The 26,714-nt window shown below is 58.8% G+C and carries 18 protein-coding genes; 6 read left to right on the plus strand and 12 right to left on the minus strand.

Going from position 1 to position 26,714, the window contains the following annotated elements:
• Positions 1-5: 5 nt before the first annotated feature.
• From G547_RS0112375 to G547_RS0112420, 10 genes are all read right to left on the minus strand, one after another.
• Positions 6-8,246: a tandem-95 repeat protein gene (locus G547_RS0112375; protein ID WP_027330129.1), complete on the minus strand. Its 8,241-nt coding sequence runs from the start codon at positions 8,244-8,246 to the stop codon at positions 6-8.
• Positions 8,247-8,262: 16 nt separating this feature from the next.
• On the minus strand, positions 8,263-9,090 hold the full coding sequence (locus G547_RS0112380) for a sulfotransferase family protein (protein ID WP_027330130.1): 828 nt from the start codon (positions 9,088-9,090) through the stop codon (positions 8,263-8,265).
• A gap of 70 nt (positions 9,091-9,160) precedes the next feature.
• Entirely contained in the window at positions 9,161-9,700 is a 540-nt protein-coding gene (locus G547_RS0112385; RefSeq protein WP_027330131.1) for a phage tail protein, read from the minus strand.
• Between the two features lie 15 nt (positions 9,701-9,715).
• The gene (locus tag G547_RS0112390; RefSeq protein WP_027330132.1) at positions 9,716-10,243 is read right to left on the minus strand and encodes a phage tail protein; all 528 of its coding nucleotides are present in this window, start codon (positions 10,241-10,243) and stop codon (positions 9,716-9,718) included.
• A gap of 15 nt (positions 10,244-10,258) precedes the next feature.
• Positions 10,259-10,780, minus strand: a complete 522-nt coding sequence (locus G547_RS0112395; protein ID WP_027330133.1) for a phage tail protein — start codon at positions 10,778-10,780, stop codon at positions 10,259-10,261.
• 363 nt (positions 10,781-11,143) lie between these two features.
• Positions 11,144-11,752, minus strand: a complete 609-nt coding sequence (locus G547_RS0112400) for a GNAT family N-acetyltransferase (protein WP_084645967.1) — start codon at positions 11,750-11,752, stop codon at positions 11,144-11,146.
• On the minus strand, positions 11,647-12,492 hold the full coding sequence (gene metF, locus G547_RS0112405) for a methylenetetrahydrofolate reductase [NAD(P)H] (protein WP_027330135.1): 846 nt from the start codon (positions 12,490-12,492) through the stop codon (positions 11,647-11,649). The genes G547_RS0112400 and metF overlap by 106 nt, the downstream gene beginning before the upstream one ends.
• A 124-nt stretch (positions 12,493-12,616) precedes the next feature.
• On the minus strand, positions 12,617-14,017 hold the full coding sequence (ahcY, locus tag G547_RS0112410; protein WP_027330136.1) for an adenosylhomocysteinase: 1,401 nt from the start codon (positions 14,015-14,017) through the stop codon (positions 12,617-12,619).
• A gap of 127 nt (positions 14,018-14,144) precedes the next feature.
• A complete protein-coding gene (metK, locus tag G547_RS0112415) occupies positions 14,145-15,305 on the minus strand; it encodes a methionine adenosyltransferase (protein WP_027330137.1) in 1,161 nt (386 codons plus the stop codon).
• 10 nt (positions 15,306-15,315) lie between these two features.
• Positions 15,316-16,329: an ArsR/SmtB family transcription factor gene (locus G547_RS0112420; protein ID WP_027330138.1), complete on the minus strand. Its 1,014-nt coding sequence runs from the start codon at positions 16,327-16,329 to the stop codon at positions 15,316-15,318.
• Positions 16,330-17,142: 813 nt separating this feature from the next.
• Here G547_RS0112420 and tkt point away from each other — a divergent pair.
• Together tkt and G547_RS0112430 are read left to right on the plus strand one after the other, a co-directional pair.
• Positions 17,143-19,140, plus strand: coding sequence for a transketolase (tkt, locus tag G547_RS0112425; RefSeq protein ID WP_027330139.1), 1,998 nt, complete (start codon positions 17,143-17,145; stop codon positions 19,138-19,140).
• A 166-nt stretch (positions 19,141-19,306) separates the two neighbouring features.
• Positions 19,307-20,482, plus strand: coding sequence for a phosphoglycerate kinase (locus G547_RS0112430; RefSeq protein ID WP_027330140.1), 1,176 nt, complete (start codon positions 19,307-19,309; stop codon positions 20,480-20,482).
• A gap of 105 nt (positions 20,483-20,587) precedes the next feature.
• Here G547_RS0112430 and G547_RS0112435 read toward each other — a convergent pair whose 3' ends face one another.
• Both G547_RS0112435 and G547_RS0112440 read right to left on the minus strand, forming a co-directional pair.
• Complete coding sequence (locus G547_RS0112435; RefSeq protein WP_027330141.1) at positions 20,588-21,757, minus strand: sterol desaturase family protein; 1,170 nt, start codon at positions 21,755-21,757, stop codon at positions 20,588-20,590.
• Between the two features lie 167 nt (positions 21,758-21,924).
• Positions 21,925-22,917: a Gfo/Idh/MocA family protein gene (locus tag G547_RS0112440; protein WP_027330142.1), complete on the minus strand. Its 993-nt coding sequence runs from the start codon at positions 22,915-22,917 to the stop codon at positions 21,925-21,927.
• Positions 22,918-23,014: 97 nt separating this feature from the next.
• Between G547_RS0112440 and G547_RS0112445 the strand changes: the two genes are divergently transcribed.
• From G547_RS0112445 to G547_RS23675, 4 genes are all read left to right on the plus strand, one after another.
• The gene (locus G547_RS0112445) at positions 23,015-23,593 is read left to right on the plus strand and encodes an NADPH-dependent FMN reductase (RefSeq protein ID WP_027330143.1); all 579 of its coding nucleotides are present in this window, start codon (positions 23,015-23,017) and stop codon (positions 23,591-23,593) included.
• A gap of 12 nt (positions 23,594-23,605) precedes the next feature.
• Positions 23,606-24,547, plus strand: coding sequence for a pirin family protein (locus tag G547_RS0112450; RefSeq protein ID WP_051235377.1), 942 nt, complete (start codon positions 23,606-23,608; stop codon positions 24,545-24,547).
• A 3-nt stretch (positions 24,548-24,550) separates the two neighbouring features.
• Complete coding sequence (locus tag G547_RS0112455; protein WP_211224554.1) at positions 24,551-24,988, plus strand: DUF3429 domain-containing protein; 438 nt, start codon at positions 24,551-24,553, stop codon at positions 24,986-24,988.
• Between the two features lie 256 nt (positions 24,989-25,244).
• Positions 25,245-26,711, plus strand: a complete 1,467-nt coding sequence (locus G547_RS23675; RefSeq protein ID WP_051235379.1) for an RICIN domain-containing protein — start codon at positions 25,245-25,247, stop codon at positions 26,709-26,711.
• The last annotated feature ends 3 nt before the right edge of the window (positions 26,712-26,714 follow it).

Below are 26,714 nucleotides of genomic sequence, written 5' to 3' on the forward strand. Positions count from 1 at the left end.
ATCGGTCAGTACTGCCAGCGAAGGGTGAGCCCCATCAGGTCGACCGTCTGGTCTTTAAGCAGGACCTGACGGAAGCGAAAACCGGCCGTCACTCGCTCGTTGAGGGGCAGCTCGAAGCCGGCCCCGAGCATCGGATCGACGCCGTCCCGGGACTGAGCCGGCAGGTTGGGGCCCAGGGAGCGGGTTTCGCTCTCCCAGCGGTACAGCCCCACCTCTGCGGTGACTGCGATGCGCTCAGCAAGCGGCACTTTCAGCTGCGAGCTGACCGTCCACCCCGTTGTGCTGTAGGGGTAGTGTTGTGTCAGGCCTTGCGACAGAGCCTGTGCGGTGGCGCCGTCTACCTGAAAATCCGCCGTCACATCACCCAGGTTGAGGTAACCGACCCCCAGGCGGAAGTGCGGGGCCAGCGGCAGTCCCAGCTCGAAACTCAACGCCTGGCGGTCGATATCGTAACGGCTCAGCGTAATCGGGACGCCGCGGTCGCTCATGCTGCGGGTAAAGTCTGCCGCGCTGGTCGAGCTTTTGGCGCGGTAGAGCCCCAGTTCGAACTGAAGCTGCTCGAATATCGGTGTCCCGGGCGCCTGGGCACTGGCTTGCGGGCTGGGCAGCAGCAGGCTGCCCAACGCCAACATGGGCAGCCAGGCCAATACGCGGCGGCGCTTGCGAGCCCGGCGAGCGACCCAGCGACGGCCGAGGCCCAGACTCAGCAGCAGGCCGGTAAAGAGGGCGCCGTTACTGCCACCGCCCCCGGAACTGCGGGTGGTGACCTCACCATCGTACTCCGGCGTGCCGGTTCCGGGTTGCTCAGGCTCCTGCTCCACCGGGCGGCTTACCGCGCCCGGGTCCGAGACACTGCCGTTAACCAGGCCATCGGCATCGTTGGGGCCGCCGTCTTCAAGGGTGAGCTGGACGCAGTGATGGCCCTCGGTCAATCCGTCTTCCCACTCGTTTGAACCGACGGGCGGGCAGTAGCCCGGTTCACCGTCGGCGGACTGCAACCGGTTGTCGGCGTCTTCCACGAAGGTGACCCATTCACCGCCGAGGAACTTGCGGTAGACCGCGTCGGCTGGTATCGGCTCGCGCTGGGGGATCACAACGCTCACGCTTTGTCCGAGTTCGGGCAGTTCGGTCATTTCGAAGTCAAAGATGCCACCCACCGGTTCAAAAGGCACATCCCCCGGAATCGGGTTGCCTTCGCCCACGGTTTCCTCGCCGAGCTCGGTGCCCCCCTTGCCGGTTTGCAGGGAGAACTCGCCCAGGCCGCAAGCCACGCCCGGATCGCATTCCATCAGAAAGGCATTTTGCCGCTCGGCGCTTTCCAGCAGGACGTTGGTGCTGGCGAGGCTGTCCTGATAGTTGGGAATGCCATTGCCGTTCTCATCCGCAAAACCTTCAGTGGCGTCATCAATGCCGTCATCGTCACTGTCCAGGTCCGGATTCAGTGTGGGTGGCGCGGGCACCACGACGAAGTGGCGGCTGACTTCGGTGGTCGCGCCGGCGCTGTCAGTCACTGTGGCGGCCACGCGGTACCGGCCTGGATTCAGCGCCTGTGGTTCGAACACCAACGTCTCATTGCCCGTATCCTCATCGGTGTCGATCAAGGTGCTGTCAGTGGCTGACCAGTCGTATTGGTGGCTGTCGCCGGTATTGGGGTCGGTGACCACGGCGGTGGCCCTGACCGCGCCCCCGGCGCGCGGAATCAGCAAGCGGCGCTCCTCGTTCTGTACCAGTTGCAGATTGACCCGCGGTGCCACGTTGCCGCTGACAATCTCGATCCGATGGCGGGTCTTGGCGCCACTGTTGATGTCGTAAATGTTCGGATCGTTCTCGTCATAGCCCTCAGCAAGGTCCTGCGCGTTGGGGGTGCGGTCGTCCAGCGCCACGATCAGGGTCGAGTCGCTGCCACCGTCGTTCGGTGCCAGCGTGATCGACAGCGTTTTACGGCGTTCGCCTTCCTCCAGCACCAGAGTGCCATCGGTCAGGTCGTGAGCCTCGCTGTCCGCTGTACTTTCACTGGCCACCCGGTAGGGAATGGTGAGCGGATAAAAGGGTGACCGGCCATTGAGGACGACCGAGAGCTCCACCGTGTTGCCGGCGACCGCCACCTGGTCTTTGCTCAGAGACACCAAGGGGCGGATGTTCACCACCTGGGTCGCTTCGGCGCTGTTGTTCTGCCGATCCTCCGCCAGCCAGGTGATTTCGTGCCGACCCGGTGCCAGGCGAAGGGTGTTGCCCTCCATGCCCATCACCCTAGGGTTGCAGCAGGCATTGCCATCGATATTGTCGCTGGCCAGCGGGTTCAGCGCCGCCTGCAACTCGGCTTCTGTTGCATCGTTCGCCAGTCCCAGCAATTGTCGCAGGGTGATACGGGTGAACAGTGCGTCGGCATCGAGGACTTGAGCGGCTGGCGCGGCCAACTGCGGCGGCATCAGGTCCAGATAACTGGCCGGGTCGTTCGGGTCAGTGCCGTCCAGGCCCTCCTGATAATCGCTGAAGCTGTCGTTGTCACTGTCCACACCCGGTTCCACCGTCAGACTGAAAGCACCCAGAGTGTCGGTGGCCGTGCCATCGCTGACGCTGACCTGCAGGCCGGTGTAGTTGCCGACATCATCATCAGCGGGTGTGCCGGACAGCTCGCCGGTGGCACTGTCGAGTGTCAGCCACTCGGGCAGGCCGGTGGCGCTGTAGCTCAGAGTGTCGGTCGCGTCCGGATCCGTCGCCGTTGGAGCAAAGGTATAGGCCTGCCCGACGGTGGCGGTGGTGGGCGCGGTACCGCCGATGGTGGGCGCGTTGTTCACATCCATGACCTGGATGCTGAACGCCGTCAGGTCAGTGGTGGCATCCCCATCGCTGACACTGATCACAATACCCGGATAGTTGCCGGCGGCGGAGATGCCCGGTGTCCCGGTGAGAGTGCCGGTTGTGTTGTCAAACTCCGCCCAGGCAGGTAACCCGGTGACACTGAAGCTCAGCGTCTCGTTGGCGTCCACGTCGTCGGCGATCGGAGTGAAGCTATAGGCCTCGCGTTCGTTCACGCTGGCCGTTGGCGTGCCGCTGATCGTGGGCGCATCGTTGACCGGAGTCACGGTGACCGAAACGGTTGCCGTATTCGATGGTTCGCCCATATCGTCGTTGACTGTGTAGCTGAAGCTGTCCGCCCCGTTGAAATGCTCATCCGGTGTGTAGGTCACGGTGCCGTCGCCGTTGAGATCGGCGCTGCCGTTGCTCGGGCTGCTAAGGGCGATGCTCGTCGCGTCCACAGTGCCGTCCACATCATTGTCGTTGGTCAGCAGATCGATGGTCGCGGGTGTATCTTCCTCCGTGGTGGCATCGTCATCGTTGGCTAGAGGCGCGTCGTTGACGCCCTCTACGGTCAGGTTCACCGTTGCCGCGTTGGACCAGAGGCCTTCGTTGTCCATGACCCGGTAGGTGAAGCTGTCGTTGCCGTCGAAGTTTTCCTCTGGTGTGTAAGTAATGGCACCGGTCGTGGTGTCGATGGTGGTAGCGCCGTCGCTGGGCGCGCTGACGATTTCCACCGAGGCGATGTCCAGGCTGCCGTCCACATCCGAATCATTGCCCAGCACGTTAATCTCGTGCGGCGTTTCTTCCTGCAGTGTCGCGGCGTTGTCATCGGCCACCGGGGCGTCGTTGATGCTGTTGACAGTGAGCGTCACGGTCGCCTCGTTGGAGGTGCCGTCGGCATCGTCCTGCACCACGTAGGTGAATGTATCCGTGCCGTTGAAGTTTTCATCGGGCGTGTAGGTGACGACGCCGGTGGTGGCGTCCACCGATAGGGTACCGTTGGCCACATCATCCAGCACTTGCACGGTGGTGGCATTCACCGTGCCGTCGACGTCGGAGTCATTGGCGGTAACGTCTACGTCCACCGGGTTGTCTTCATCCACGCTGGCGGAGTCATCGAGGGCGGTAGGTGTGTCATTCACGCCGTTCACATTGATGATAACGGTCGCCACGTTGGACACGTCACCGTTCTGATCTTCAATGGTATAGCTGAACTGATCTGTTCCACTGAAGTCGGTATCCGGCGTATAGAGCACCTCGCCGCTGACCAGCTCTGCGCTGCCGTTGGCGGGTTCGGAGGTAATGACGATGGTGCTCGGGTCGACGCTGTCACCGCTGTCGATGTCGGAGTCATCCGCCGCCACGTCGATGCTGATCGGGTTGTCCTCCGGCGTGTTGGCGGTGTCGTCGTTCGCCGTGGGCGCATCGTTCACATTGTTGACCGTCACGGTAACCGTCGCTTCGTTCGAAGTGCCGCCGTGCACATCGTCGACGGTGTAGGTGAAGGTGTCGGTGCCGGCGAAGTCGGCGTTCGGAGTGTAGGTAATCACCCCGCTGCCGGTATCGACACTGGTGCTGCCGTTACTCGGCGCTGTACCGACCTGAACACTGGCCGAGTTCAAAGTGCTGTCCGGGTCCACATCGTTGCCCAGAACGGTGATGTCGACGGACTGCTCTTCGTTCACTGAAACCGCATCGTTATTCGCCGTCGGGCTGGTATTGGCGACGGTGAAGTTCAGGGTGGTCTTGTCAGCGATGCCGCCAAAGAGGTTGCTGGCGCTGTCCGCGAACGCCGTGCCGGAGACCTGCACGTAGTAGCTCATGGTCGGTACCAACTCCGCCACGAAATCGATGGTGGCGGTATTGCCACTGACCGAAGCGTTGGAAGAGGTGACCGCGACGCTGTCCACCTGGTTGTCCGCGTCATCAAAAATTTCCACCACCGCGTCCGAGCCGGGTTGGGCGACAATCGCTTCGTCGAAGGTCAATTGAATATCGGCGTCGTACGGGACGTTAGTGGCACCGTCGGTGGGTGAGGTGCCAGACAGCGTGGGCAGGGTGCCATCGTAGTCTAAGCTAAATTGACTGGCGGCCTCGCTGTTATTGCCGGCCGTATCCTGCGCCGCGCCAGCACCGATATCCAGTGTCACGGTGCCTTCGGCACTGGGTGTGACTGTCATATCGAAACTGCCATCGCCATTGTCGGTGAAACCGCTCAACGATGCGTTGCCAGCGCTGATATCGCCGACCGCAAAGCCAGTGACTGTTTCGCCAAAGTTGACGGTGGCGGTAAAGCTGGTGCTGTTGCTCGGGCTGGGTTCCGCGCTGGTGATGGTCGGCGAGGGCGCGGTGCCGTCGTAGGTCAGGCTCAGCGTTGTTGCCGCCGTGTTGCCGTTGCCCACCGAGTCCTGAACCACGTCCGCCGCGATATCCACACTCACCGAACCATCGGCCGTCGGCGTCACCGTGGCGGTGTAACTGCTCCCGCTTCCGCTGAAGTTGCTCAAGTCGGCATTGGTTACGGTGATATCACCTATGTCAAAGCCGCTGACGGTTTCACCAAAAGTGACGGTGATACTGAACGCGCCATTGGTGGGATCGCTGGCGGCCGTGCTCAGGCTGGTGGTGGGTGAGGTGGCATCCAGTGTGGCGGTATCGGTCACGGCGCTGGCGGTATTGCCTGCGGTATCGGTCAGTGTCACCGAGAGTGTCAGTGTTCCATCGGGAAGGCCGCTGACGTCGATGCCGGTGATTTGCTCGTCGGTGGTGGTCACGGTGCCCGAGCTGGATACCGATGTGCCGCCCTCGCTGCTGGAGATGGTGTAGGTGTAGTCGGCACCGACTTCGGCGCTGGCGAAGGTAAAGCTGGTGGAGCTTGCCTCGGTACCGCTGAGCGTGGCGTCATCGAAGCTTACGCTATGACCACTTGGCGCCAACGCGTCGACGATGATGCCGGCTGTCGTTCCGATATTGTTCAATGCCGTGCTTAAATCATTCCCCGCGCTGTCTTTGAGGCTTCCACCGTTGGTGTCGAGAGAAGCCACCACCGTTATACCGTCGGCGTCTTCGTCTCCGGATTGGACTGTATGGCGGAACACGAGGCTGGATGTGCCACTGCCGCTGATATAAGTGGCGTGACGAGTGGTGGAGCCTACCGTTATGGCGATCTGCGGAGCGCCGCCGCCAGTGTCCACCGTTACGCTCTCGTCGGTATTGACCGTGAAATCAAGGAAGTCGCCCTCGATATAGGTGCTATTGGCTGGGACGTTTACGCTGCTGACCGAAGGGGTCACGTTGTCGATGGTGACGTTTAACGCGCTTGATGAGCCGGACACGTTCCCCGCCACATCGGTGGCATTGGCAGTGAGGCTATGGGTTGTCGCGCTGATCGCTGAGCCGGTAGTAAACGTCCAGTTTCCGCTGCCGTCGGCTGTTGTGGTCCCAAGGCTTCCGTCCTGGTCGCTGATAATTTGTACGGTGCTGTTCGCTTCGGCCGTGCCAGCCAGTGTGGGAGTTGTATCGGCGGTCAGGTTATCGGTGCTGGAAGTACCCGAATCGGAAGCCGCCGACAGATCTGGTGCGGACGGTGTCGAAGTTGAGGTATCGACGGTTACCGTCAATGCGCCCGAGGGGGAGGACTGATTGCCCGCCGAGTCTTCGGCCGTTGCCGTAAGAGCATGAGCTGCCTCGGTCAGCGTAGATGCGGTCGCCGTCCAGTTGCCACTGCCATCCGCTGTCGTGCTCGCCACCGTGCCGTCCTGGTCAGAGGTTATCACTACTGTACTGTTCGCTTCGGCGGTGCCGCTCAATGCGGGGGTTGTCTCCGAGGTAAGGTTGTCGGTAGAGGAGTTGCCCGTATCGGACGCCGCGTTCAGGTCCGGTGCTGAGGGGGCACTCGGGGCAACGCGGTCCACCGTGTGCTCGTTACCACTCGTATACGCGGATACCCCACTATTGCCGCTGTTATCCGTGATATTGGTGCCAGAGGGTAGATCCAGTCGGAGCGTGCCTTCGCCGGAGATACCGTTGACCGTGACGGTGACGGATGTACCCGAGCTCGCACTGACGGTATCGATAACGCCGGAGGCGGAACCCGTTGTGGTTAACGCAAAATCGTCCGATGACAGGTTGTTGGCGCTTTCGTCAAAAGTGACATTGAAGTCCACTGAGCTGGCGTTGGCGTTGGGCGTCCCACTCAGCGCTATACTCTGAACGACCGGGGGGGAACTATCGGCGCCTTGGGAAGCTCCCGTGGTGAAAGTGCGGAACTCAAAGAATGGCACATCCTCGCTATTTGTAGTTGACTCAAAGTAGAGTTTGAACCCTGTGAGCTGCTCTCCAGAAAAGCTGGCCAGTTCGCCGGAGCCGAAATTAAAGGATTCGTTGGTGGCGCCGGTACCATTGATCGTGGATGAGGTAACCTGTCCTCCACCGACAAGAACGCCAACAATATAAACGTTGGTGAATTGACCGAGTCCATATTCAGCAGAAGTTAACCCTGTTAGCTCAAAGGATCCGGTATTCGTACCGTCGGCATTAACATAAAAGTAATTGTTTACAGACTGAGCGTTGAGTGCATAGGCCGGATTGGGAGGACCTGCGTAGACGCTGACATCTAAGCTAGAGGAAGAGCTGGCGTCTTTAGCCCCCACAACAAAATTTGTTGAGATGAGCGTGTTGCCAGTGTCCGTCCACCCGCTGGAGAAGTCCTTTGTGCCGGGCGAGGCTTGCAGTACCGACCTGAAATCCCTCAGCGCAATCGACTCTGATAGCAACGCGGTTTCGATGGAGCCTTTTTTTATTTCCAGGTCCCAGTCGCCGCCGTTTTCCGGGTTGCCGGTCAAATCCTTCGAAGCGGCTATGTCCACGTGAGTGTTTTCTTGCAGAATATCCAGAAACGCCTCACCGTCCGGCCCTTTGGCAAGGTCGCAACCGTAAAGCATAAAGTCACCGCCCTCGCGGATCGCTGAGTTGATGGAAGAAAATGCGGACGCCTCCTCAGTCAGCTGTTGTTGATCAATCTTGTGGCCGCCAATGTATAGAACGCCTGCCTCGGCATGGGCCACAATGTGCACCGCATCAAGTCCGTTATAGCCCTTGAGTGCCTGGGTGAGCGCCGCCAAGCCGCCTTGTTCGGTTGCCTTTATCTCGACAACCTCGATCCCTGGTCGGGACTGCTTCATGATCAAATGTTTGTCCCGAACGCTTGCGTCGACAATAATCAGCTCGCGCGTCTTGGCGCCCTGAACGACTGACAGCTCTTTCGCTCCCGTAATGGTCGAAGGCTCGGTAAACTGGCTTGGCCCCGATGGGATGGGAAGGGCCGAAATAAGATCCGCTCTGGAAGTGTTCGACCGCTGGTAGGAGCCGTAGGTCGGCGTTGCTCCATACGCTGCAAGGGGGAGCAGTAGGCTGGTTACGCTGCTGAGAAGTGTTTTACGCATGGCTGTTGATCCTGAGTCACTTTTGGGGCTTCGCGGCGACAATGTTGGCGGCCGTTCCGTTGGTGTCTTGCCAGAAGCTCATTTCCTGGTACTTGCTGAACAGGTCCGGGGGCAAAATGCTGCGCCTCGGTGTAAATTGTACTTTCTTTCGGACGGTGTGCAGTCCCTTGACGCCGAGCTGGTGGTCAAACTCGCTATCCTCGTACTCCACGGCGTTAAAGTCGTGGTCGTACAACGGTTCGTTGATAAACCGGTAAATCAGCTCCACGGTTTTCGCCGGGTGTTGAGCCAGTATGTCGTAGTCCACCAGAAGCAGTCGGTCGGAATACTCGCCGTAATAGGCTTCTTTAAGGGCGGTCCAGGCGGAGCCTACTGTGCTGCTGGCGTTGATCAGAGCCTCGCAGCGGCTGTATACCGTTTGACGGTTGGCCGCGTTGAACATGCGGCTGTAGTCAAACGGATTCTTTCGGTAGATGACCTCGAAGCTGTCCATGATCCAGGCGGGATTGCGAACACAGCAAATAACTTTGAAGTCATCAAACAGTTCGACGAGTTGGTGGAGTCGGGCCGTCCAGATCCGGCTGGTATCGAAAATCACCTCGTACTTGTCTCGGTCGCTGTAGTAGGCGTCAAACAGGGATCGGCAGATGCGCTTGCGCTTGGCTTCGTCAAAAAATGGGTAGAACTCGCTGCCCGCCCCCATTTGTTCCAGTGCGCCATTGAGCAAGGCCGAGACCGGACTGCTCATGGCGGCGTGGAAGCGGGGATTCTGCCGGAGTATGCCGGCCAGCAGCGTTGAGCCAGCGCGGGGCAGTCCGGATATAAAGTGGTATTTCGGATTCATAAGTTTTTTAAAACGACTGTTCCTTCATTCGAAAGTGGCGGTGCCTTTGGGGCACCAGCCTCGTTGCGGCTCAGGATCGATTGGGGAAAATGCCGTTAACGGCAATGCAGTACATCATGGTCAAAAACGGTTGACGGTTCTCGTGAGGCTGGCCGCTACCGCTGGTAGTGGTTGCCTGCGAGGACAGCTCGGTGTTGATCGGACTATCTCCGCCTGTCAGGTAGTTGACAACGCCACTGCCAGCCCGGTCATCCTGGGCGAGAAACGAGTCCGTCGCCCTTTTTTCGCTGCTACCCGGGCTATTCAGCCCTCTTAGCCCGTGATTGTGTTGGGGCATTTCGGCTTCCGTAATAGCGACGGTGTCCTCTCCCCTGGTTTCTCCCCAGGCCCAGGGCGTCAATCCGGGGCCCGAACCGATACCCGGTACAACCTGCCCTCGTAGGTCCGGCAACCGGAAGTTGGTGCGCCCATCGCCTCCATAGGTGATCCCGATAATGGAAAAGAGAGCGGTGTTCTGTGACACGCTCAACAACTGGCCGGCGCACAGCTCCCAGCCGCGAGGAACAAAGCTAATGGGCATCAGTTGAATTTCACCGATAAATGGTTCCATGGTTCGCTCCTGCGATTAGTTTCTGCTTGGATAAACGCCCCAAATACACATGATGTAGTGCATGGCGGTGCTTCGCATGATGTTGTCGTGAGGCCGGCTCCCGCCCGTTGAGGACACTGTGTCTGGGCTCAGGGCCTCAAGCTTGTCCATCGATGAACCCGGGGCGAAAATGTTGTCCTCACTATTGGATGAGAGCAGATTGTTTTCCGGGCTGTCGCTATTTGGGGCGGAGGCGGTTACTACAAACCTGTGGTTGTGGCTGGGTAGTTCTGTCTCCAGCAATGTCACCGTTTCGCTTCCAAATCTCTCCCCAATGCTTCGCACGGACAGTCCTGGCCCTTGCCCCTGCCCAATGGGAACTCGACCACGCAGATCCGGCAGGGCGAATGTCGTTCTGCCGTCGCCGCCATAGGTCGTGCCGATTAATGAAAAGAGGGCTTCGTTGCTAGAGATACTCAATAGGCTGCCATCGCATAAGTGCCAGTTCTGGGGTGCGAAATTTCCCGCAAACAACCGAATTTCTCCAATAAAGGCTTCGCTCATTGTGATTCTCCCTGATTAGCCGCGTTGCGGAAACACGCCCTGGGTGGCGATGCAAAAGCTCATCACCAACGTGGGTTGCATATTGTTGTGGGGCTGTGATCCACCTGTATTGGTTAGGCTGGTGGAATTCAAGGTTTCAGGTGATTCGGGGGGAGCGTATAGGTGAGCGGTGCCCCGGGGGCTTGAGGAGCTGGCCAATACCGAGCCGTCGAAGGTTTTCAGGTCGCCGGTGTTGGTTGAGGCGCCAACCGCATGGCTATGTGGGGGCATATTTAGCTCCGTCAACGTTGCGGTTTCGGTACCGCCCTTTATGCCGCTCTTGTTTTCATAAGTCGTAGAGGTCTGCATTGCCGCTCGACCTCTCAGGTCCGGCAGAGCGAAGGTCTTTACGCCATCGCCACCGTAAACGGTGCCCAGTATGGAAAACAGAGCGGTGTTGGTGCTGATGGGGAGTATGGCTCCATCGCAGAGCGCCCAGCCTCGTGGGGCCCACTGGAAAGGGAAAAGTTTGATTTCTCCAAGGTATGGCTCGGCCACATGACCTCCTTATTTCATCCTGAAGCCGGAGAGCCGGTCCGGTGCTCGGACTGAATGATTCCGGAACGGGTGGGATTGTATAAAGACTAAAAGTCGATATCTGATCGGAATTATTGCTTGTGTTGGCGGATACCACCAGTCGAAATCTAAGGGTAGTAAAGGGCTAGGATTTGTGCAAATCCTTTTACACAATTCAGCGAATATTCATGGCGTTCTGGCGAGGCGCGCCTTCTCCGAATGTCGTAGTATTGTCGGTTTATGTGCGAACGAAGCCGATACGTTCCAGAGTGTCAAATATAAGGTGTTTTCGAGGAGGGCTGGCGTTTTCTGGTGTGTTCCGGGAGTGGTCGGTGGTTGGGTCCTTCAGACGCTTGTCGCCGGGGAGCGCTTCCCAGCGTGCCACTTCATATCCTCCTGGGTTTCCGAATAACGAGACGTGTAGAAGCCGAGCGACAGGTAGAGCGCCCGTGCCCGAGGGTTTTGCCGGTCCACGGAAAGCTCTATTGGCAGGTTTTTGGCTTGAGCGGCTGCCTGCAAGGCCTTGATCAGGGTTGCCCCGACTCCTTGACCACGATGTTCGGGAAACAGTACCAAGTCAATGAGACGAATTGCTGAGGAAGATTCATCAATCGCCATTTTACCTATGACTTTATGCAAACGCTCAACAAGCCAGACTTGGTGCTGTGGCCACCGCTCTCTGTAGTGAACCTGTTGTAAGCGGTACTGCTGCTGTACTAATGTGAGAGCCAACTCAGGCGGCAGGTCGACTTGCTCGAGGTGCGGTCTCGCCGAGCGGAACAATGCCTGTAGCGACGCCTGATCCGTGTCCCTGGCTGGCGTCAGCTTTAGGCTTTCAGGGAGATCTATCAAGGCGTTAAGCCCAGGTTCTTCACAATATTCGCCGTCGGCGCATACTGATTCATGGTGTAGAAATGTAGCCCCGGTGCGCCATTCTCCAGTAGCGTTTCGCACAGCTCGGTCACCAGTTCTTCGCCAAATGCTTTGATGCTTTCGCTGTCATCGCCGTAGGCTTCCAGCCGCTTGCGCATCCAGCGGGGGATTTCCGCGCCGCAGGCGTCGGAGAAGCGGGTGAGGTTATTGAAGTTGATGATCGGCATGACGCCCGGATAAATCGGTTGCGTGATTCCGGCCTTGTGGCACTGGTCCATGAAGTAGAAATACGCGTCGGGATTATAGAAGTACTGGGTAATAGCACTGTTGGCACCGGCGTCAAACTTTCCTTTCAGGAATTTAACGTCGTCGTCGTAACTTTTGGCCTGCGGATGAATCTCCGGGTAGGCCGCCACTTCCAGGTGGAAATGGTCGCCAAAGTGTTTGCGAATGAAGGCGACCAACTCGTTGGCGTAGACCATCTGGTAGCCACCGCCGACGCCCGAGGGCATGTCACCGCGCAGGGCGACGATGCGGTCGATGCCAGCGTCTTTGTATTCCTGAATCAGGGCTTTGATGGTTTCTTCCTCATCGCCCCCGAACGAGAGGTGCGGCGCCACCGGCACGCCTTCTTTTTTGAAGTGCGTTACGAGGCCTTTGGTGTTGTCCCGGGTGGAACCGCCGGCACCATAGGTGACGGAGAAGAAGTCCGGTTCGAACTCAGAAAGTTTTTTGCGCACGTTCAGCAGCTTTTCCCTTCCCTGATCCGTTTTCGGGGGAAAGAATTCGAAGCTCAGGCGCGGTTGATCGTTGTCAGTCATTTTGGTGGAGCTCTGTTTTTTGGATCGTGTTTTGGGGTTTTTGGTAGGTGGCGCTGCGCTTACCGTACCCTACACTTACCCGTAGGGTTGGTAAGCGCGTAGCGCGCCACCTACCGTTACTCAATTAATATTTGTAGCTTTCCGTCTTGAACGGCCCATCCACCGGCACGTCGATGTACTCGGCTTGCTGCGGGGTCAGCTTGGTGATCACGCCACCGAAACCTTCCACCATGTCTTTCGCTACTTCTTCATCCAGCTTTTTGGGCAGTACTTTCACGTACAGGTGTTCTTTCTTCTGGTCCTTGGGCAGGTCGGCGAACTTGCGCTCGAACAGATGCATCTGGGCCAGTACCTGGTTGGCAAAAGAGCCGTCCATGATGCGCGAGGGGTGACCGGTGGCGTTGCCCAGGTTCACCAGGCGACCTTCGGACAAGAGGATCAAGTGATCGTTGCTGTCCTTGTCGCGGTAGATTTTGTGCACCTGGGGTTTGACCTCTTCCCAGTGCCAGTTCTTGCGCATGTAGGCGGTGTCGATCTCGCTGTCGAAGTGGCCGATGTTGCACACCACGGCGCTGCTTTTGAGGGCCTTCAACATGGGGGCATCGCACACGTTCACGTTGCCGGTGGTGGTCACCACCAGGTCGGTGTTGCCCAGCAGGACTTTATCGATGTCCGCATCTTTACCGGTGTTCACGCCATTTTTGTAGGCGGAAACCACTTCAAAGCCGTCCATGCAGGCCTGCATGGCGCAGATCGGATCGACTTCGGTAATTTTTACGATCATGCCTTCCTGACGCAGGGAAGCGGCAGAGCCTTTGCCCACATCGCCGTAGCCGATGACCAGCGCTTTCTTGCCGGCCAGCAGGTGGTCGGTACCGCGCTTGATGGCATCGTTCAGACTGTGACGACAGCCGTACTTGTTGTCGTTCTTGGCCTTGGTGACCGCGTCGTTGACGTTGATGGCAGGGACCTTGAGTTCGCCCTTTTTCAGCATATCCAGCAGGCGGTGAACGCCGGTGGTGGTTTCTTCCGAGATGCCGTGAATCTTGTCCAGCTGTTCGGCGTACTTCTCGTGCATCAGGCCGGTCAAGTCGCCGCCATCGTCCAGAATCATGTTGGAATCCCAGACCTTACCGTCTTTCTTAACGGTCTGTTCAATGCACCACCAGAACTCCTCTTCCGTCTGGCCCTTCCAGGCGAAGACCGGAATACCCGCGGCGGCGATAGCGGCCGCAGCGTGATCCTGGGTGGAGAAAATGTTGCAAGAGGCCCAGCGCACTTCCGCGCCCAGCTCCACTAGGGTTTCGATCAGAACGGCGGTCTGGATGGTCATGTGAATGCAGCCCATGATCTTGGCGCCTTTGAGCGGCTTTTCCGCCTTGTATTTGCGGCGCAGCGCCATCAGTGCGGGCATTTCGCCTTCGGCGATGTCGATTTCACGGCGACCGTATTGGGCCTGCTTTTCAAAGTCTTCCGCGGTTTTGGCGGCGACTTTGTAGTCGGTAAAGTTGGCGGCGATGTTCATATGGTGGCTCCAGTTAAACTTTTGAATTCGGTTTGGTGTGTTGGTAGGTGGCGTTTCACTTACCTACCCTACGCAAAAAAGGATCGTAGGGTAGGTAAGCTCAGCGCCACCTACCGCTTTAACCCTTTTACAAATACTTCTTCAGCAACTCGGCCTTGTCGGTTTTCTCCCAGGTGAACGCCGGCAGCTCACGGCCGAAGTGCCCGTAGGCGGCGGTGGCGCGGTAAATCGGGCGCTTCAGGTCGAGCATATCCACCAGACCTTTCGGGCGCAGGTCGAAGTGCTCACGCACCAGCTTGGCGATTTCGTCGTCGGGCAATTTGCCGGTGCCGAAAGTGTTCACGGAAATAGAGGTGGGTTCGGCCACGCCGATGGCGTAGGACACCTGAATTTCACAGCGGCTGGCGAGCCCGGCGGCCACAATGTTTTTGGCCACGTAACGGCCAGCGTAGGCGGCGGAACGGTCTACTTTGGACGGGTCCTTGCCGGAGAAGGCGCCGCCACCGTGACGGGCCATGCCGCCGTAGGTATCGACAATGATCTTCCGGCCGGTCAGGCCACAGTCGCCCACCGGACCGCCGATGATGAACTGGCCGGTCGGGTTGATGTGGTAGCGGGTGTCGTCATGTAACCACTCGGCGGGCAGCACCGGCTTGAGGATTTCCTCGCGCACGGCTTCATGAATCTGGGCTTGGGTGACATCGGGGTTGTGCTGGGTCGAGAGGACCACTGCGTCCACCGCCACCGGCTTACCGTTTTCGTAACGCAGCGTGACCTGGCTTTTGGCGTCGGGGCGCAGCCAGGGCAGACTACCGTTCCGACGCAACTCGGCCTGCTTTTCCACCAGCCGGTGGGCGAAATAAATGGGTGCTGGCATCAGCACGTCGGTCTCGTCGGTGGCGTAGCCGAACATCAGACCCTGGTCGCCGGCGCCCTGGTCTTTGGATTCCGCTTCGTTTTCATCCACGCCCTGGGCGATATCGGCGGACTGTTTGCCGATGGCGTTCAGCACGGCGCAAGAGGCCCCGTCAAAGCCCACATCGCTGGAGTTGTAACCGATATCCAGAATCACATCGCGAATCAGGTCTTCGAGGTCGACGTAGGTGGAAGTGCGTACCTCACCAGCGACGATGGCCATACCGGTTTTGACCAGCGTTTCCACGGCCACGCGGGCATTGGGGTCGTCTTTGAGAATCGCATCCAGCACGGCATCGGAGATCTGATCCGCCAGTTTGTCGGGGTGGCCTTCCGAGACGGACTCCGAAGTAAACAACGAATATTCAGCCATGAGTGGCTCCTTACACGGGTGATAAAGGGTCGGATGATGAACGTTTAAAAAACTGTCGCAGTTGAATCTGAAAACCGTTGCGCAGAGCGAAGTAAACGCTCTGGCCTTCCTTCAGGCCGGCGTCGCCTGCCCAAAGGGATAAATCGTCCGGCTCGAAGCCCTGCCAGAGGTCTCCGCAGGCTTCCCGCGCCCAGGTTTGTTCATGACGGCAGAGGTCGGTCACCAATAAGGCGCCTCCGGGGACCAGCACACCGCTCAAATCCTGAAAAATGTCGGCGGGCGAGGGGGTGTGGTGCAGCACCATATTCACCACAATACAGTCCGCCAGCACTTTGTGTTCTTTCAGTCTGCGGGTGTCGCCCAGAATAAATTCGACATTACTCAGGCGCTGCTCTTGAGCGCGCTGTCTGGCTTGTTCCAACATTTTTGAGGCATTGTCCAGTGCCACCACCTGCTTGAAGCGTTTGGCCAGCGCCGGCAAAAACTCGCCCTCACCCGGCCCGACTTCCAGTGCCAGGTGGCGATCCGGCAGGGGCGTGTTGGCAAGCAGCTGACCCACCTGTTCGGCGTATACGGGATAGCTGGCAATGAGGTCTTGTTGCGCCCGAAATTTGTGGGCGTTGTCGGCGAAAAAATCCCGCGAAGCGAGCGCTCGCTCACGCCGCAGCTCACTGAGTTTCTCATTCAGATCACCCGGTAGCGGCTCGACGTCCAGGGTGGCGAACAGCTGCTGTTGCAGTTCGCGCAACGGGTTCGCCGGCGCCAGGTAGGCCCGCCTATAGAAGATGGAGTTGCCTTCCCGGCGTGAGGTGAGCAGCCCGGCGTTGGTGAGTACCTTCAAGTGGTGGCTCATGCCGGATTGTTTGCACTCGAGCAACTGGCATAGCTCAAGCACCCCGAAGGAGTCGCGTTTCATGACTCGCAGGATGTCCAGGCGCAGGGGGTCGCCCGCGGCTTTGAGCAGCAGGGGCAGGGCCTGGGGGGCGAGGCTGTCCTCGGGTGGGAGTGCTTGAGCTTGATTCATAGAGCGGGAGTCTAGCAGGAGTTTTCACCTATATCAAAATATTTTGATATAGAGTGGTGCGTGCGGAGAGTAGAGTGTGGGCGGGGGTATGGTGTTTGGAAACCCGCCGTGAACCCATCCATGGGGGCTTCTCATCGGCATCCATGCCTCAGAGAGTTTCCAAACACCATACCCCCGCCCACACCCTATGAACTTCGTAGCTCCCAATAATCCGTCAACTCGAAATGGTGGGTGACGCGTTCCGCGATTACCGCACTATACGCACCTCTTTGGTTGGCTATTGGCACTGAGGGCGGGAACGGGGCATACCCTTCGGAGACTCTCTGAGGCATGGATGCCGATGAGAAGCCTCCAGGGATGGATTTACGGCGGGTCTCCGAAGGGTATGCCCCGTTCCTGACCGGTCTCGAAGTGAGCATCAATCGAGTTCAGTCCCTTGAACTATATAGTCATAAAAACTATAACAAGGCTTTACTGTCTGCGCTCGGTAGGGGAAAATAGCGCGCTTTGAAATCTCCACAGCCTATTTGTGCGGTTAGAGTTAAAAAAAGCCGCCAAATGTCATACAATTATCGGCTTTGTACTGAAAGCTAGGAGCGGTCCGAAGAGAACCGCGGGCGCCGGAAACGGTCGACAACCCACAGCAATGAAGCTCTGGCGCCCACCAATCGCGTGACAAAGACAGCCCTGCGAGGCTCGGTGCCCAACACCACACTGGCGCCAGGAAAGCCCCGGGGTCCGACAGAAAAAGGGTCACTGAAAGGCCCTAAGATTCCAGAACATCCAACTATCATCGAAGGAGCTACTGACAACATGCCCACTCGTACTGAACTTGCCAACGCCATCCGCGCCCTGAGTATGGACGCGGTCCAGAAAGCCAAAAGCGGCCACCCCGGCGCGCCCATGGGCATGGCGGACATCGCCGAAGTCCTCTGGAACGACTTCATGAAGCACAACCCGACCAACCCGGAATGGGTGGATCGTGACCGCTTCGTCATGTCCAACGGCCACGGCTCCATGCTGGTCTACTCCCTGCTGCACCTGACCGGCTACGACCTGCCGATGAAAGAGCTGGAAAACTTCCGTCAGCTGCACTCCAAAACCCCGGGCCACCCCGAGCTGGGCTACACCCCTGGCGTTGAAACCACCACCGGCCCGTTGGGTCAGGGTCTGGCCAACAGCGTCGGTATGGCACTGGCCGAGAAAAACCTCGCCGCTCAGTTCAACCGCGATGGCCACACCATTGTCGATCACCACACCTACGTGTTCATGGGCGACGGCTGCCTGATGGAGGGCATCTCCCACGAAGCCTGCTCCCTGGCCGGTACGCTGGGGCTGGGCAAGCTGATCGGCTTCTACGACGACAACGGCATCTCCATTGACGGTAAGGTCGAAGGCTGGTTTACCGACGACACGCCCAAACGCTTTGAAGCCTACGACTGGCATGTGATCCCGAACGTCGACGGTCACGATCCCGCCGCCGTGAAGGCCGCCATCGAAGAAGCCCAGAAAGAAACCGAAAAGCCCAGCCTGATCTGCTGCAAAACCGTGATCGGCTTTGGCTCGCCCAACAAGCGCGGCACCCAAGGTATACACGGTGCTCCGCTGGGCGAAGAGGAAATCGAGCTGGCTCGCAAAGAGCTGAACTGGAATCACGCTCCCTTCGAAATCCCCGACGACATTTACAAAGGCTGGGATGCCAAAGAGAAGGGCGCCGCCTCTGAAAGCAGCTGGCAAGAGCGCTTCGGCGCCTACAAAAAGGCCCACCCGGAGCTGGCCGAAGAGTTTGAGCGTCGCGTGATCAAGGGCGAGTTGCCCAAAGAATTCGCCGCCAAGGCCGACGCTTTCATCAAGGAGTGTCAGGAAAAGCAGGAAGCCATGCCGAGCCGTAAGGCCTCGCTCAAGGCCATCGAAACCTTCGGTGCCATCCTGCCCGAACTGCTGGGCGGCTCTGCCGACCTGGCCGGTTCCAACCTGACCATCTGGTCCGGCTCCAAGCCGATCACCAAAGAAGACGCCTCCGGCAACTACATCTACTACGGTGTGCGTGAGTTCGGCATGAGCGCCATGATGAACGGTATCGCCGCCCACGGTGGTTTCATCAACTACGGTGCCACCTTCCTGATGTTCATGGACTATGCTCGCAACGCCGTGCGCATGTCCGCGCTGATGAAGCTGCCCAACATCTTCGTTTATACCCACGACTCCATCGGTCAGGGCGAAGACGGCCCGACGCACCAGCCGGTCGAGCACATGGCCACGCTGCGCGCCACCCCGAACATGGTGGTATGGCGCCCCTGTGACGCCGCTGAAACCGCCACGGCCTGGAAAATGGCCATTGAGCGCAAAGACGGCCCGAGCGCACTGGTCTTCAGCCGTCAGGGCCTGGAGGCGGTTCAGCGCAACGCAGAGCAGGTGGAAGCCATCGCCCGCGGCGGCTACATCCTGCGCGACTGCGACGGCGAGCCGGAAGTGATCCTGATGGCCACCGGTTCCGAAGTGACCCCGACTCTGGAAGCGGCCGACCTGCTGACCGAAAAAGGTCGCAAGGTCCGTGTAGTCTCCATGCCCAGCACCACGCTGTTCGACCTGCAGGGTAAAGAGTACAAAGACGAAGTGCTGCCGCGCAGCGTGACCGCGCGAGTCGCTGTGGAAACCGCTCACGGTGACCAGTGGCGCAAGTACATCGGCCTGGACGGCGCCACCGTGACCCTGGACACCTTCGGTGAATCCGGCAAGGGCGGCGACCTGATGAAGCACTTCGGCTTCACTGCTGAAAACATCGCCAAGACCGCCGAAGGCCTGCTCTAAGACGGCGTGAGCGATATCACCCGGCCAGGGTCGGTTGATATCGCGCTCGGCGACCGCATCTTTTAATGCGGTATCATTAGCCCGACAACTCCGTTGTCGGGCTTACTTGTTTCCGGTGGATGGGAAATGCCCGGCCACCCCGAATACCAACCAATGGGAGCGATTCATGACCGTAAAACGTATGCAAGACCAGGATCTGTCCGGTAAGCGCGTATTGATCCGCGAAGACCTGAACGTACCGATTCGCGATGGCAAAATCACCAGCACCGTTCGCCTGGACGGCGCCGTGCCCACGATCAAGAAAGCCCTGGAAATGGGCGCCAAGGTCATGGTGATGTCCCACCTGGGGCGTCCGGAAGAAGGCCAGTTCAGCGAAGAGGATTCCCTGGCGTTGGTCGCCAAGGCACTGGGCGAGTCTCTGGGTAAAGACGTACCACTGATTCGCGACTGGGTGGACGGCGTCGATATGGGCGGTAGCGATGTGGTGCTGCTGGAAAACGTCCGCTTCAACAAAGGCGAAAAAGCCAACGACGACGAACTGGCCAAGAAAATGGCCAAACTGTGCGATGTGTTCGTAATGGACGCCTTCGGCACCGCTCACCGCGCGCAAGCCTCGACCCACGGTGTGGCCAAGTACGCCCCCATCGCCTGTGCCGGCCCGCTGCTGGCCAATGAGCTGGATGCCCTGGGCAAAGTGCTGGACAACCCGGAGCGTCCGCTGGTGTCCATCGTTGGCGGTGCCAAGGTCTCCTCCAAACTGAGCGTGTTGGACTCTTTGTCCAAGATTTCCGACACCCTGGTAGTCGGCGGGGGTATTTCCAACACCTTCGTCGCCGCGGCCGGTTACGAAGTCGGCAACTCCCTGCATGAGAAGGATCTGATCCCCGAAGCGCAGCGCCTGACCAACACCACCGAAGTGATCTACGCCACCGACGTGCGCACCACCACGGCAGGCTTTGATGACTGGGCCAACGACACCCCGACCGAAGTGAAAAAGGTCGACGAGATCGGTGCCGATGAAGAAATCATCGACTATGGTCCGGAAACCGCGCAGAAAGTGGCGGACATCATCAAGAACGCCAAAACCATTCTGTGGAACGGCCCCTGCGGCGTGTTCGAGTTCGACGCCTTCGCCAAGGGCACCAAAGTGGTGGCCGATGCGATTGCCGAGAGCCAGGCGTTCTCCGTCGCCGGCGGTGGTGACACCCTGGCGGCCATCGACAAGTGGAACCTGGCGGACAAGATCTCCTACATCTCCACCGGCGGTGGCGCCTTCCTGGAATTTGTGGAAGGCAAACCCCTGCCCGCCGTGGAAATACTGGAGCAGCGCGCGAACGACTGATCATTGTTGTTACGCAATCGTTAAAAAAGGCGGCTCCAAAATTGGGGCCGCCTTTTTTATAGGTTCGATTTGTCAGGTGGCGCGCTTCGCGCTTACCTGACAAAATTACTGTTTCGGGAGGCCTGAATCCTTTCTCCCCAAATGCACCGTCACCGGATACAACGTCTGCCCCACCACACTCCTTGGCAACCGCTTGGTGGTGCCGTACTCGGCGGGCCAATGCTCACCGGGAAAATGGTAGGTTCCAAACAGCCGATCAAAAATCACCGTGTGTGCGGAATAATTGGTATCAATCGCCGGCTTCTCCGAACTGTGGTGCCAGTGGTGAAACTGCGGCGTCACAAACACATATTTCAGTGGTCCGAATGGTAAGCGGGTATTGCAATGAATCAGCACCGCCTGCAATGCTGCGAACACCACATACGCGTTCAGCGCCGCTTCATCCGCACCCAGTAAATACAGCGGAATCATTACCATCGCCCGCTCCGAGAACACCTGAACAAAGTGCCCGCGCGAACCCGCCAGCCAGTCCAGATGCTCCACCGAGTGATGTACCGCATGGACGGGCCATAGCAGCTTTATCTCGTGGTAAGCGCGATGTTCCCAGTACAGCACAAAGTCCGCACACAAGATGATCAATGCCACTTGCAGCCAGATCGGGATCGACTGAATCGTGGCCTGAACGTCCTGGCTGATTGCCCAGTGAAAATGACTGGCGTGATAGTTTGAGAAAATCAATATGGCCGAAATGGCCAGATGGTTGAAGCAGAAATAAAACAGATCCACGTCCCACTCCGGGCGCATAATGACCTGTTCCCGATATTTGGGGAGCAGCTTTTCCAGTGTAAGAAAAATAACAACCGACCCGAGGAAAGCCAATATCAACCAGTCCACGCCCAGGGAAAGTTCACGGGGCTCAACCGAACCCACCGGAACCCGATAGCCGCCGAGCGCCAGTGCGATCAAGCTAAAGCCAATGCCGAAGCTTCCCAAATGTCGGTACAGGCCGCGATTCAGAATAAACGTCAGGCAACCCAGTAAAATGGAAAAATAGATTCCATACTTGAGCAGTATTTGCAGTTGCTCGCCGTCATAGACCTGCCGTAATTCCGTGGTCGTGAGGTAGGAGGGGTACAGGTAGGCCAGTACGGCCAGCACACTGAGAATGCCCAGGGTAATCGAGCTGATCCCGCTGATCCTCCCCTCCCCGAGACGAAGCTCGCGCTCCGGCAATGGCTCGGGGGTTCGTTCCCTGTATTGATAGTTCGTTTCCATAAGCTCAACGGTCCTCTTTCTCGGCGCTTTGTCTGACGTATCCGGCCGACATTATACAACGCCCAACGTAGGTCGCGGTAAGCCAAAGGCGCACCCGCCAAACAGCGTCAAATTCGGCCGAGTAGGGCACGGTAAGCGCGAAGCGCGCCACCTGCCGCTCAATGTGTTTAGCCGGGTTGGCTGAATGTATCAATGAGCGCCATCACCTGTTTGGCCTCTTTCATGCTGCAAGGGTTGTCCCGCTCGCCGCGAAAATACCGGACAACTTCTTCAATCATCGGCTGCTGAATATGGGGGGGATTCGCGAGTTCAAAGGTCTGGGATTCATTGTCCGTGTAAAACGTTAACACCTGCGCCCCAAAAAAGTTGATGGTGATTCGCCCCTCGGTGCCGATAATTTCACACTGGTCCCGCGCTTGCGATTCCGGCACGGCAAAATGCCAGCGCCCCTGTAACACTACGCCGCTGTCGAACTCGGCCCAGCCGTGGACGCAGTCGTCGGCCGCGTAGTGTCCGCCCTGATTTTTACCAAAGCCGCTCGCCTTGGTCACTGGGCCAAACCAGTGAAGCATTAAATCCAGCTGATGGGGCGCCAGGTCGTGAAAGAGGCCCCCGCCGGAAATGGCCGGGTCGACCCGCCAGTTCTCTTCGGTCTGCGCAATCAGTTTGGAGGCGGCCGGCTGCAGCATGTCCAGGCGCACCAGCATCGGTGTGCCAATCGTGCCGCTTTCCAGCAGCTCTTTGACCTTCATGAAACTGGGCAGAAAACGGCGATAGTGGGCCGCGCAGAGTTTACCGGCGGAGGTGCTTTCGGCCGCGATCATGGCTTCGCACTCGGCCGCGTTCAACGCCACCGGCTTCTCGACGTACACGGACTTTCCTGCCTCGAGTGCGGCGACCGTATAGTCCTTGTGGCTTGCCGGTGGTGTGGCGATGTAGACGGCGTCAATCCCCGGGTCATTGATAAGCGCCTCGGCGTTGTCGCTCCACTGGGGTACGCCGTGGCGGCGGGCAAAATCCTCTGCCTTTGCGCCATTGCGGCGCATTGCGCTGACCAGCTCGGAGTGGGCTGCTTTCTGGAGGCCCGGTCCGCTTTTCACCTCGCACACATCGCCCGCGCCGATAATGCCCCAACGGAGGTTGTTTCCTTTCTGTGCCATGAGGGCCTCTGATGTCGGTGATCTTGAAGGTCTGAAAGGCGTAAACTATAGCAGTTAGCCAACGTAGACATACACTCACGGAGACAGGAGACGCATCATGGCGGTGAAGTTACTGGCATTGGCGGGCAGTGCCCGAGAAGGTTCCCTCAACAAGAGGCTCGCGAGGGCGGCGGCGCTGAGCGCTGAAGCAGCCGGCGCCAATGTGACTTTTGTGGATTTAAACGACTACGCCATGCCGCTTTATCACGGCGATCTGGAGGCGAAAGAGGGCGTGCCGGAGGCCTCTCGCGGCCTGCGCAAGCTATTGCGGGAAACCGACGGTCTGCTGATTGCGTCCCCCGAGTACAATGGTTTTGTCACTCCGCTGCTGGTCAATACCTTTGACTGGCTGTCCCGCAAAGACGGTGAGGAGAGCGGTTTGGACCTGTTCAAGGGCAAGTACGGGGTGCTGATGTCCGCCTCGCCGGGCCCACTGGGCGGCATCCGTAGCCTGGCGGCAGCCCGCCAGTTTATAACCACCTTGGGCGTCACTCTACTGCCGGACCAACTGGCGGTCTCCAAAGCGCACGAGGCGTTTGATGAGGAGGGACGGCTAAAGGAGGAAGGCCAGCGGAGCCGCTTGGACGGAATGACCCAGCGCCTGGTGACGACGCTCTCAGCGTTGGAACATTCATAGAGGACAAGTGCCATGACCAATACTGAATGGCCGGACGAGCTGGCTTCGTCCCTGGAGTGTCCCAAGGTGGACGGCCGTTACCAGATACAGCGGGTCACGCCCCGCACGGCGGATGTGGGCGGCATCCCCGTCAACCGCATACTGCCTCGCCGTCAAAGGCGTACCATCGGGGCCTGGTGTTTTCTCGATCACGCCGGGCCCAGCCACTTTCCCGAGGATGCTCCGGGCTTTCGCGTAGGGCCCCATCCACACATCGGGCTGCAGACCTTTACCTGGATGATAGAAGGCGAGGTACTGCACCGGGACAGCCTGGGCAGTGAGCAAGTGATCCGCCCCGGCCAGGTGAACTTGATGACCGCCGGCCACGGGATTGCCCACACTGAAGAGGCCACCGGCCCTGAAGCGGTGCTGCACGCCGCCCAGCTGTGGATCGCGCTACCCGAAGCCCACAAGAACACCGCGCCCCGGTTTGACCACTACCCCACTCTGCCCCAGTGGCAGGAAGCGGGCATTGACGCCACCCTGCTGGTGGGAGAATACGCCGGTCAGAAAGCCCCGACCTTGAGCTACAGCCCCCTGGTGGCCGTGGAATATCGTACTCACCCGGCAGCCGATCTCACCCTCACCTTGGACCCGGAATTTGAATATGGGGTGGTGGCCCTGGAAGGTGGGCTGACAGTGGAAGGGGAGGTCTTCGCGGCCAATGAGCTGGCGTACATCGGGGGCGGGCGCAATAGCGTCTCTGTGTCCCTCAGCACCGGTACCCGCCTGCTTGTAATGGGGGGAGAACCTCTGGAGGAGGAGATCATGATCTGGTGGAATTTTGTCGGCCACAGCCGCGAGGAAATCGCCGAGGCCCAAGCGCAATGGGAGTCCGGCAGTGACCGCTTTGGCCCCGTCCCCGGCTATGACGGGGATCCGCTTCAGGCGCCACCGCTACCCTGGAGGCGTTGATCAATGTCGACACTCACCCTACCGAAACTGACCTTGTTGCAATGGCTGGGGTACCTGGGTCTGATCCCTTTTGTACTGCTCCCTTTGCTGGGTGCCGCCGGCCTGATGGAGTTCGGGCGAGCATTGCAGTTGTTTCAGCTATATGGCGCCTTGATTCTCGGATTTATGGCCGGCGTGCTCTGGCCGGTACTTTATCGGCCAAAGGTCCCCGGTCGGCGGGCGCTGGTGGCGGTGGCTTTTCCTGTGGTCAGTCTGGTGGGCTTCGCGTTGATGACGCCGTCCCAGGCCCTGGTACTGCAGGCGGCCTTGTTTCTGGGGTTGCGGCTGTTTGAGTACCTGGCCGGGGTTGATCGCCAGTACCCCGTCGGCTACCCGGTATTGCGCTGGCAGCTCACCGGTGTGGTGGTGCTGATGCATCTGCTCTTTGCCCTGGCATGGTGAAGGTGGCGGCGTACTGCTGGGACCTTCGGGTAAAGCCGCCAAATATGTTATTTATGTGACAAGTTCCACAGTTTGGTAATAATGTAATACAAACAGGAACAAAAGTTTTGTAGGGTCAGTCTCCCGACCTGAGTGGGGGGCCTGAGTAGGGGAGTGTCCCGTTCGGGCGTCTACTGTCCCCACAAGTGGTATCTCTCGTCGGGCCGGTGCGTCAGGCACCGCCAACACAAATCCATAAAAATTGGAGAGAGAACCGATGTTAAAGACCCTTCTGCAGCGCTCGCCGCTGTTCGCTTTTCTATGTCTGATGATCCTGTCGCCCAATCTCTGGGCGGATGCCGAAGTGACCCGCACCAATGGTCAATGGCTATCCCGCGTGGACGGTAATACCGTGTATCAAGGTGGTCGCTATTTCGACGCGATCAACGCCGCCATCAATAATATGGGCAACGGCGTTGTAAACGTTCGCAACTCCGGCGACAGCGGCCCTGATGGTGGCAACGTTTACTCCATTCGCCCTCAAGCGGGACAGACCCTGGATTTTCATGGCCACACTGTTCACGCCAATGGTGGCGACCTGGTCGTGCCCGTGTACTGTGACCGTCGCAACAACATCACTGTGCGCAATATGCACGTGACCGGTAACCCGCGCTACGGCGTCTGGTTCCGGGGCTGCTCTAACGTCACCCTGGAAAACATCACCATGGATTTGAGCAACAACAATCCGGTGGGCCTGGGTATTCGCGTGGATGACTCCACCGGCGCGGCCAGCAACCTCACCATTGCGGGGAACATTAATATCAATGGGGCCAAGGGCCACGGTGTGGAAACCTATGGCGTGGACGGTTTCAACATCGGTGACGTGACGGTCACCAATAATGGCGGCTGCGGTCTTCTGCTGAACAACTCCCGCAACGGCACCGTGGGCAATGTCACCGGCCACTACAACAACCAGGGCGGCGGCTACGCCACCTTTCGTGTGGCGAATAACAATGGTCCCAACGTGACCGTGAACAGTGTTTACTCGCGCAACTCCGGTCGCGGTTTCTTCAGCGTGTCCGGTAGCCATGGCACTACGGTGAATTACGTGGATATTGCCAATACTACCTCCCACGGTATTTTCCTGGAAGATGCGTCCAATACCCACGTACTGAGCGGCTCGGTATCCAACGGCAACCCCAACTGCCAACTCGTGCGCACCGACAGCTCCAGCATTCGCGTCTCCGGCTGCAATGACATCGGCACCCCTCCTGGTGGTGGCTCCGGCGGCGGTGGTGGTAACTACGGCACCGTTGACGGCATCTACCATATCAGACCCGTGCATAGCGGTAAGGCATTGGATGTCGCCAGCTGCGGTAACAGTGCCGGCACCAACGTGCAGCAGTGGAGCTGGCTCAACAACGACTGTCAGAAATGGAACATCACCCCGGTCGATGGCGATTACCATCGCATCTCCCCGGTGAACGCCGGTAACCTGGCCTTGGATGTGGACAGCTTGTCCACTGATAACGGCGCGAATATCATGCTGTGGGATTATCTCGGCGGCCACAACCAGCAGTTCCGGTTCCAGAGCGCCGGCGAAGGCCGCTGGCGGATAATCGGCCGCCAGAGTTCCAAATGCCTTGATATCAGCGGTATCAGTCAGGACGATGGCGCCAATGTGGTTCAGTGGGAATGCATTGCCGGCAATACCAATCAGCAGTTTGAGCTGATTCGGCAGTAGTCT

The organism is Marinimicrobium agarilyticum DSM 16975 (genome assembly GCF_000423345.1).
Taxonomy (GTDB): Bacteria; Pseudomonadota; Gammaproteobacteria; order Pseudomonadales; family Cellvibrionaceae; genus Marinimicrobium; species Marinimicrobium agarilyticum.

What these genes read in the sequence shown, in the direction of transcription:
- G547_RS0112440 (WP_027330142.1), bottom strand. Translation starts at nt 22,917, where the DNA reads ATGGCACAGAAAGGAAACAACCTCCGTTGGGGCATTATCGGCGCGGGC.
- G547_RS0112385 (WP_027330131.1), bottom strand. Translation starts at nt 9,700, where the DNA reads ATGGAACCATTTATCGGTGAAATTCAACTGATGCCCATTAGCTTTGTT.
- G547_RS0112435 (WP_027330141.1), bottom strand. Translation starts at nt 21,757, where the DNA reads ATGGAAACGAACTATCAATACAGGGAACGAACCCCCGAGCCATTGCCG.
- G547_RS23675 (WP_051235379.1), top strand. Translation starts at nt 25,245, where the DNA reads ATGTTAAAGACCCTTCTGCAGCGCTCGCCGCTGTTCGCTTTTCTATGT.
- G547_RS0112375 (WP_027330129.1), bottom strand. Translation starts at nt 8,246, where the DNA reads ATGCGTAAAACACTTCTCAGCAGCGTAACCAGCCTACTGCTCCCCCTT.
- ahcY (WP_027330136.1), bottom strand. Translation starts at nt 14,017, where the DNA reads ATGAACATCGCCGCCAACTTTACCGACTACAAAGTCGCCGCCAAAACC.
- G547_RS0112430 (WP_027330140.1), top strand. Translation starts at nt 19,307, where the DNA reads ATGACCGTAAAACGTATGCAAGACCAGGATCTGTCCGGTAAGCGCGTA.
- G547_RS0112380 (WP_027330130.1), bottom strand. Translation starts at nt 9,090, where the DNA reads ATGAATCCGAAATACCACTTTATATCCGGACTGCCCCGCGCTGGCTCA.
- tkt (WP_027330139.1), top strand. Translation starts at nt 17,143, where the DNA reads ATGCCCACTCGTACTGAACTTGCCAACGCCATCCGCGCCCTGAGTATG.
- G547_RS0112445 (WP_027330143.1), top strand. Translation starts at nt 23,015, where the DNA reads ATGGCGGTGAAGTTACTGGCATTGGCGGGCAGTGCCCGAGAAGGTTCC.
- metK (WP_027330137.1), bottom strand. Translation starts at nt 15,305, where the DNA reads ATGGCTGAATATTCGTTGTTTACTTCGGAGTCCGTCTCGGAAGGCCAC.
- G547_RS0112420 (WP_027330138.1), bottom strand. Translation starts at nt 16,329, where the DNA reads ATGAATCAAGCTCAAGCACTCCCACCCGAGGACAGCCTCGCCCCCCAG.
- metF (WP_027330135.1), bottom strand. Translation starts at nt 12,492, where the DNA reads ATGACTGACAACGATCAACCGCGCCTGAGCTTCGAATTCTTTCCCCCG.
- G547_RS0112450 (WP_051235377.1), top strand. Translation starts at nt 23,606, where the DNA reads ATGACCAATACTGAATGGCCGGACGAGCTGGCTTCGTCCCTGGAGTGT.
- G547_RS0112455 (WP_211224554.1), top strand. Translation starts at nt 24,551, where the DNA reads ATGTCGACACTCACCCTACCGAAACTGACCTTGTTGCAATGGCTGGGG.
- G547_RS0112390 (WP_027330132.1), bottom strand. Translation starts at nt 10,243, where the DNA reads ATGAGCGAAGCCTTTATTGGAGAAATTCGGTTGTTTGCGGGAAATTTC.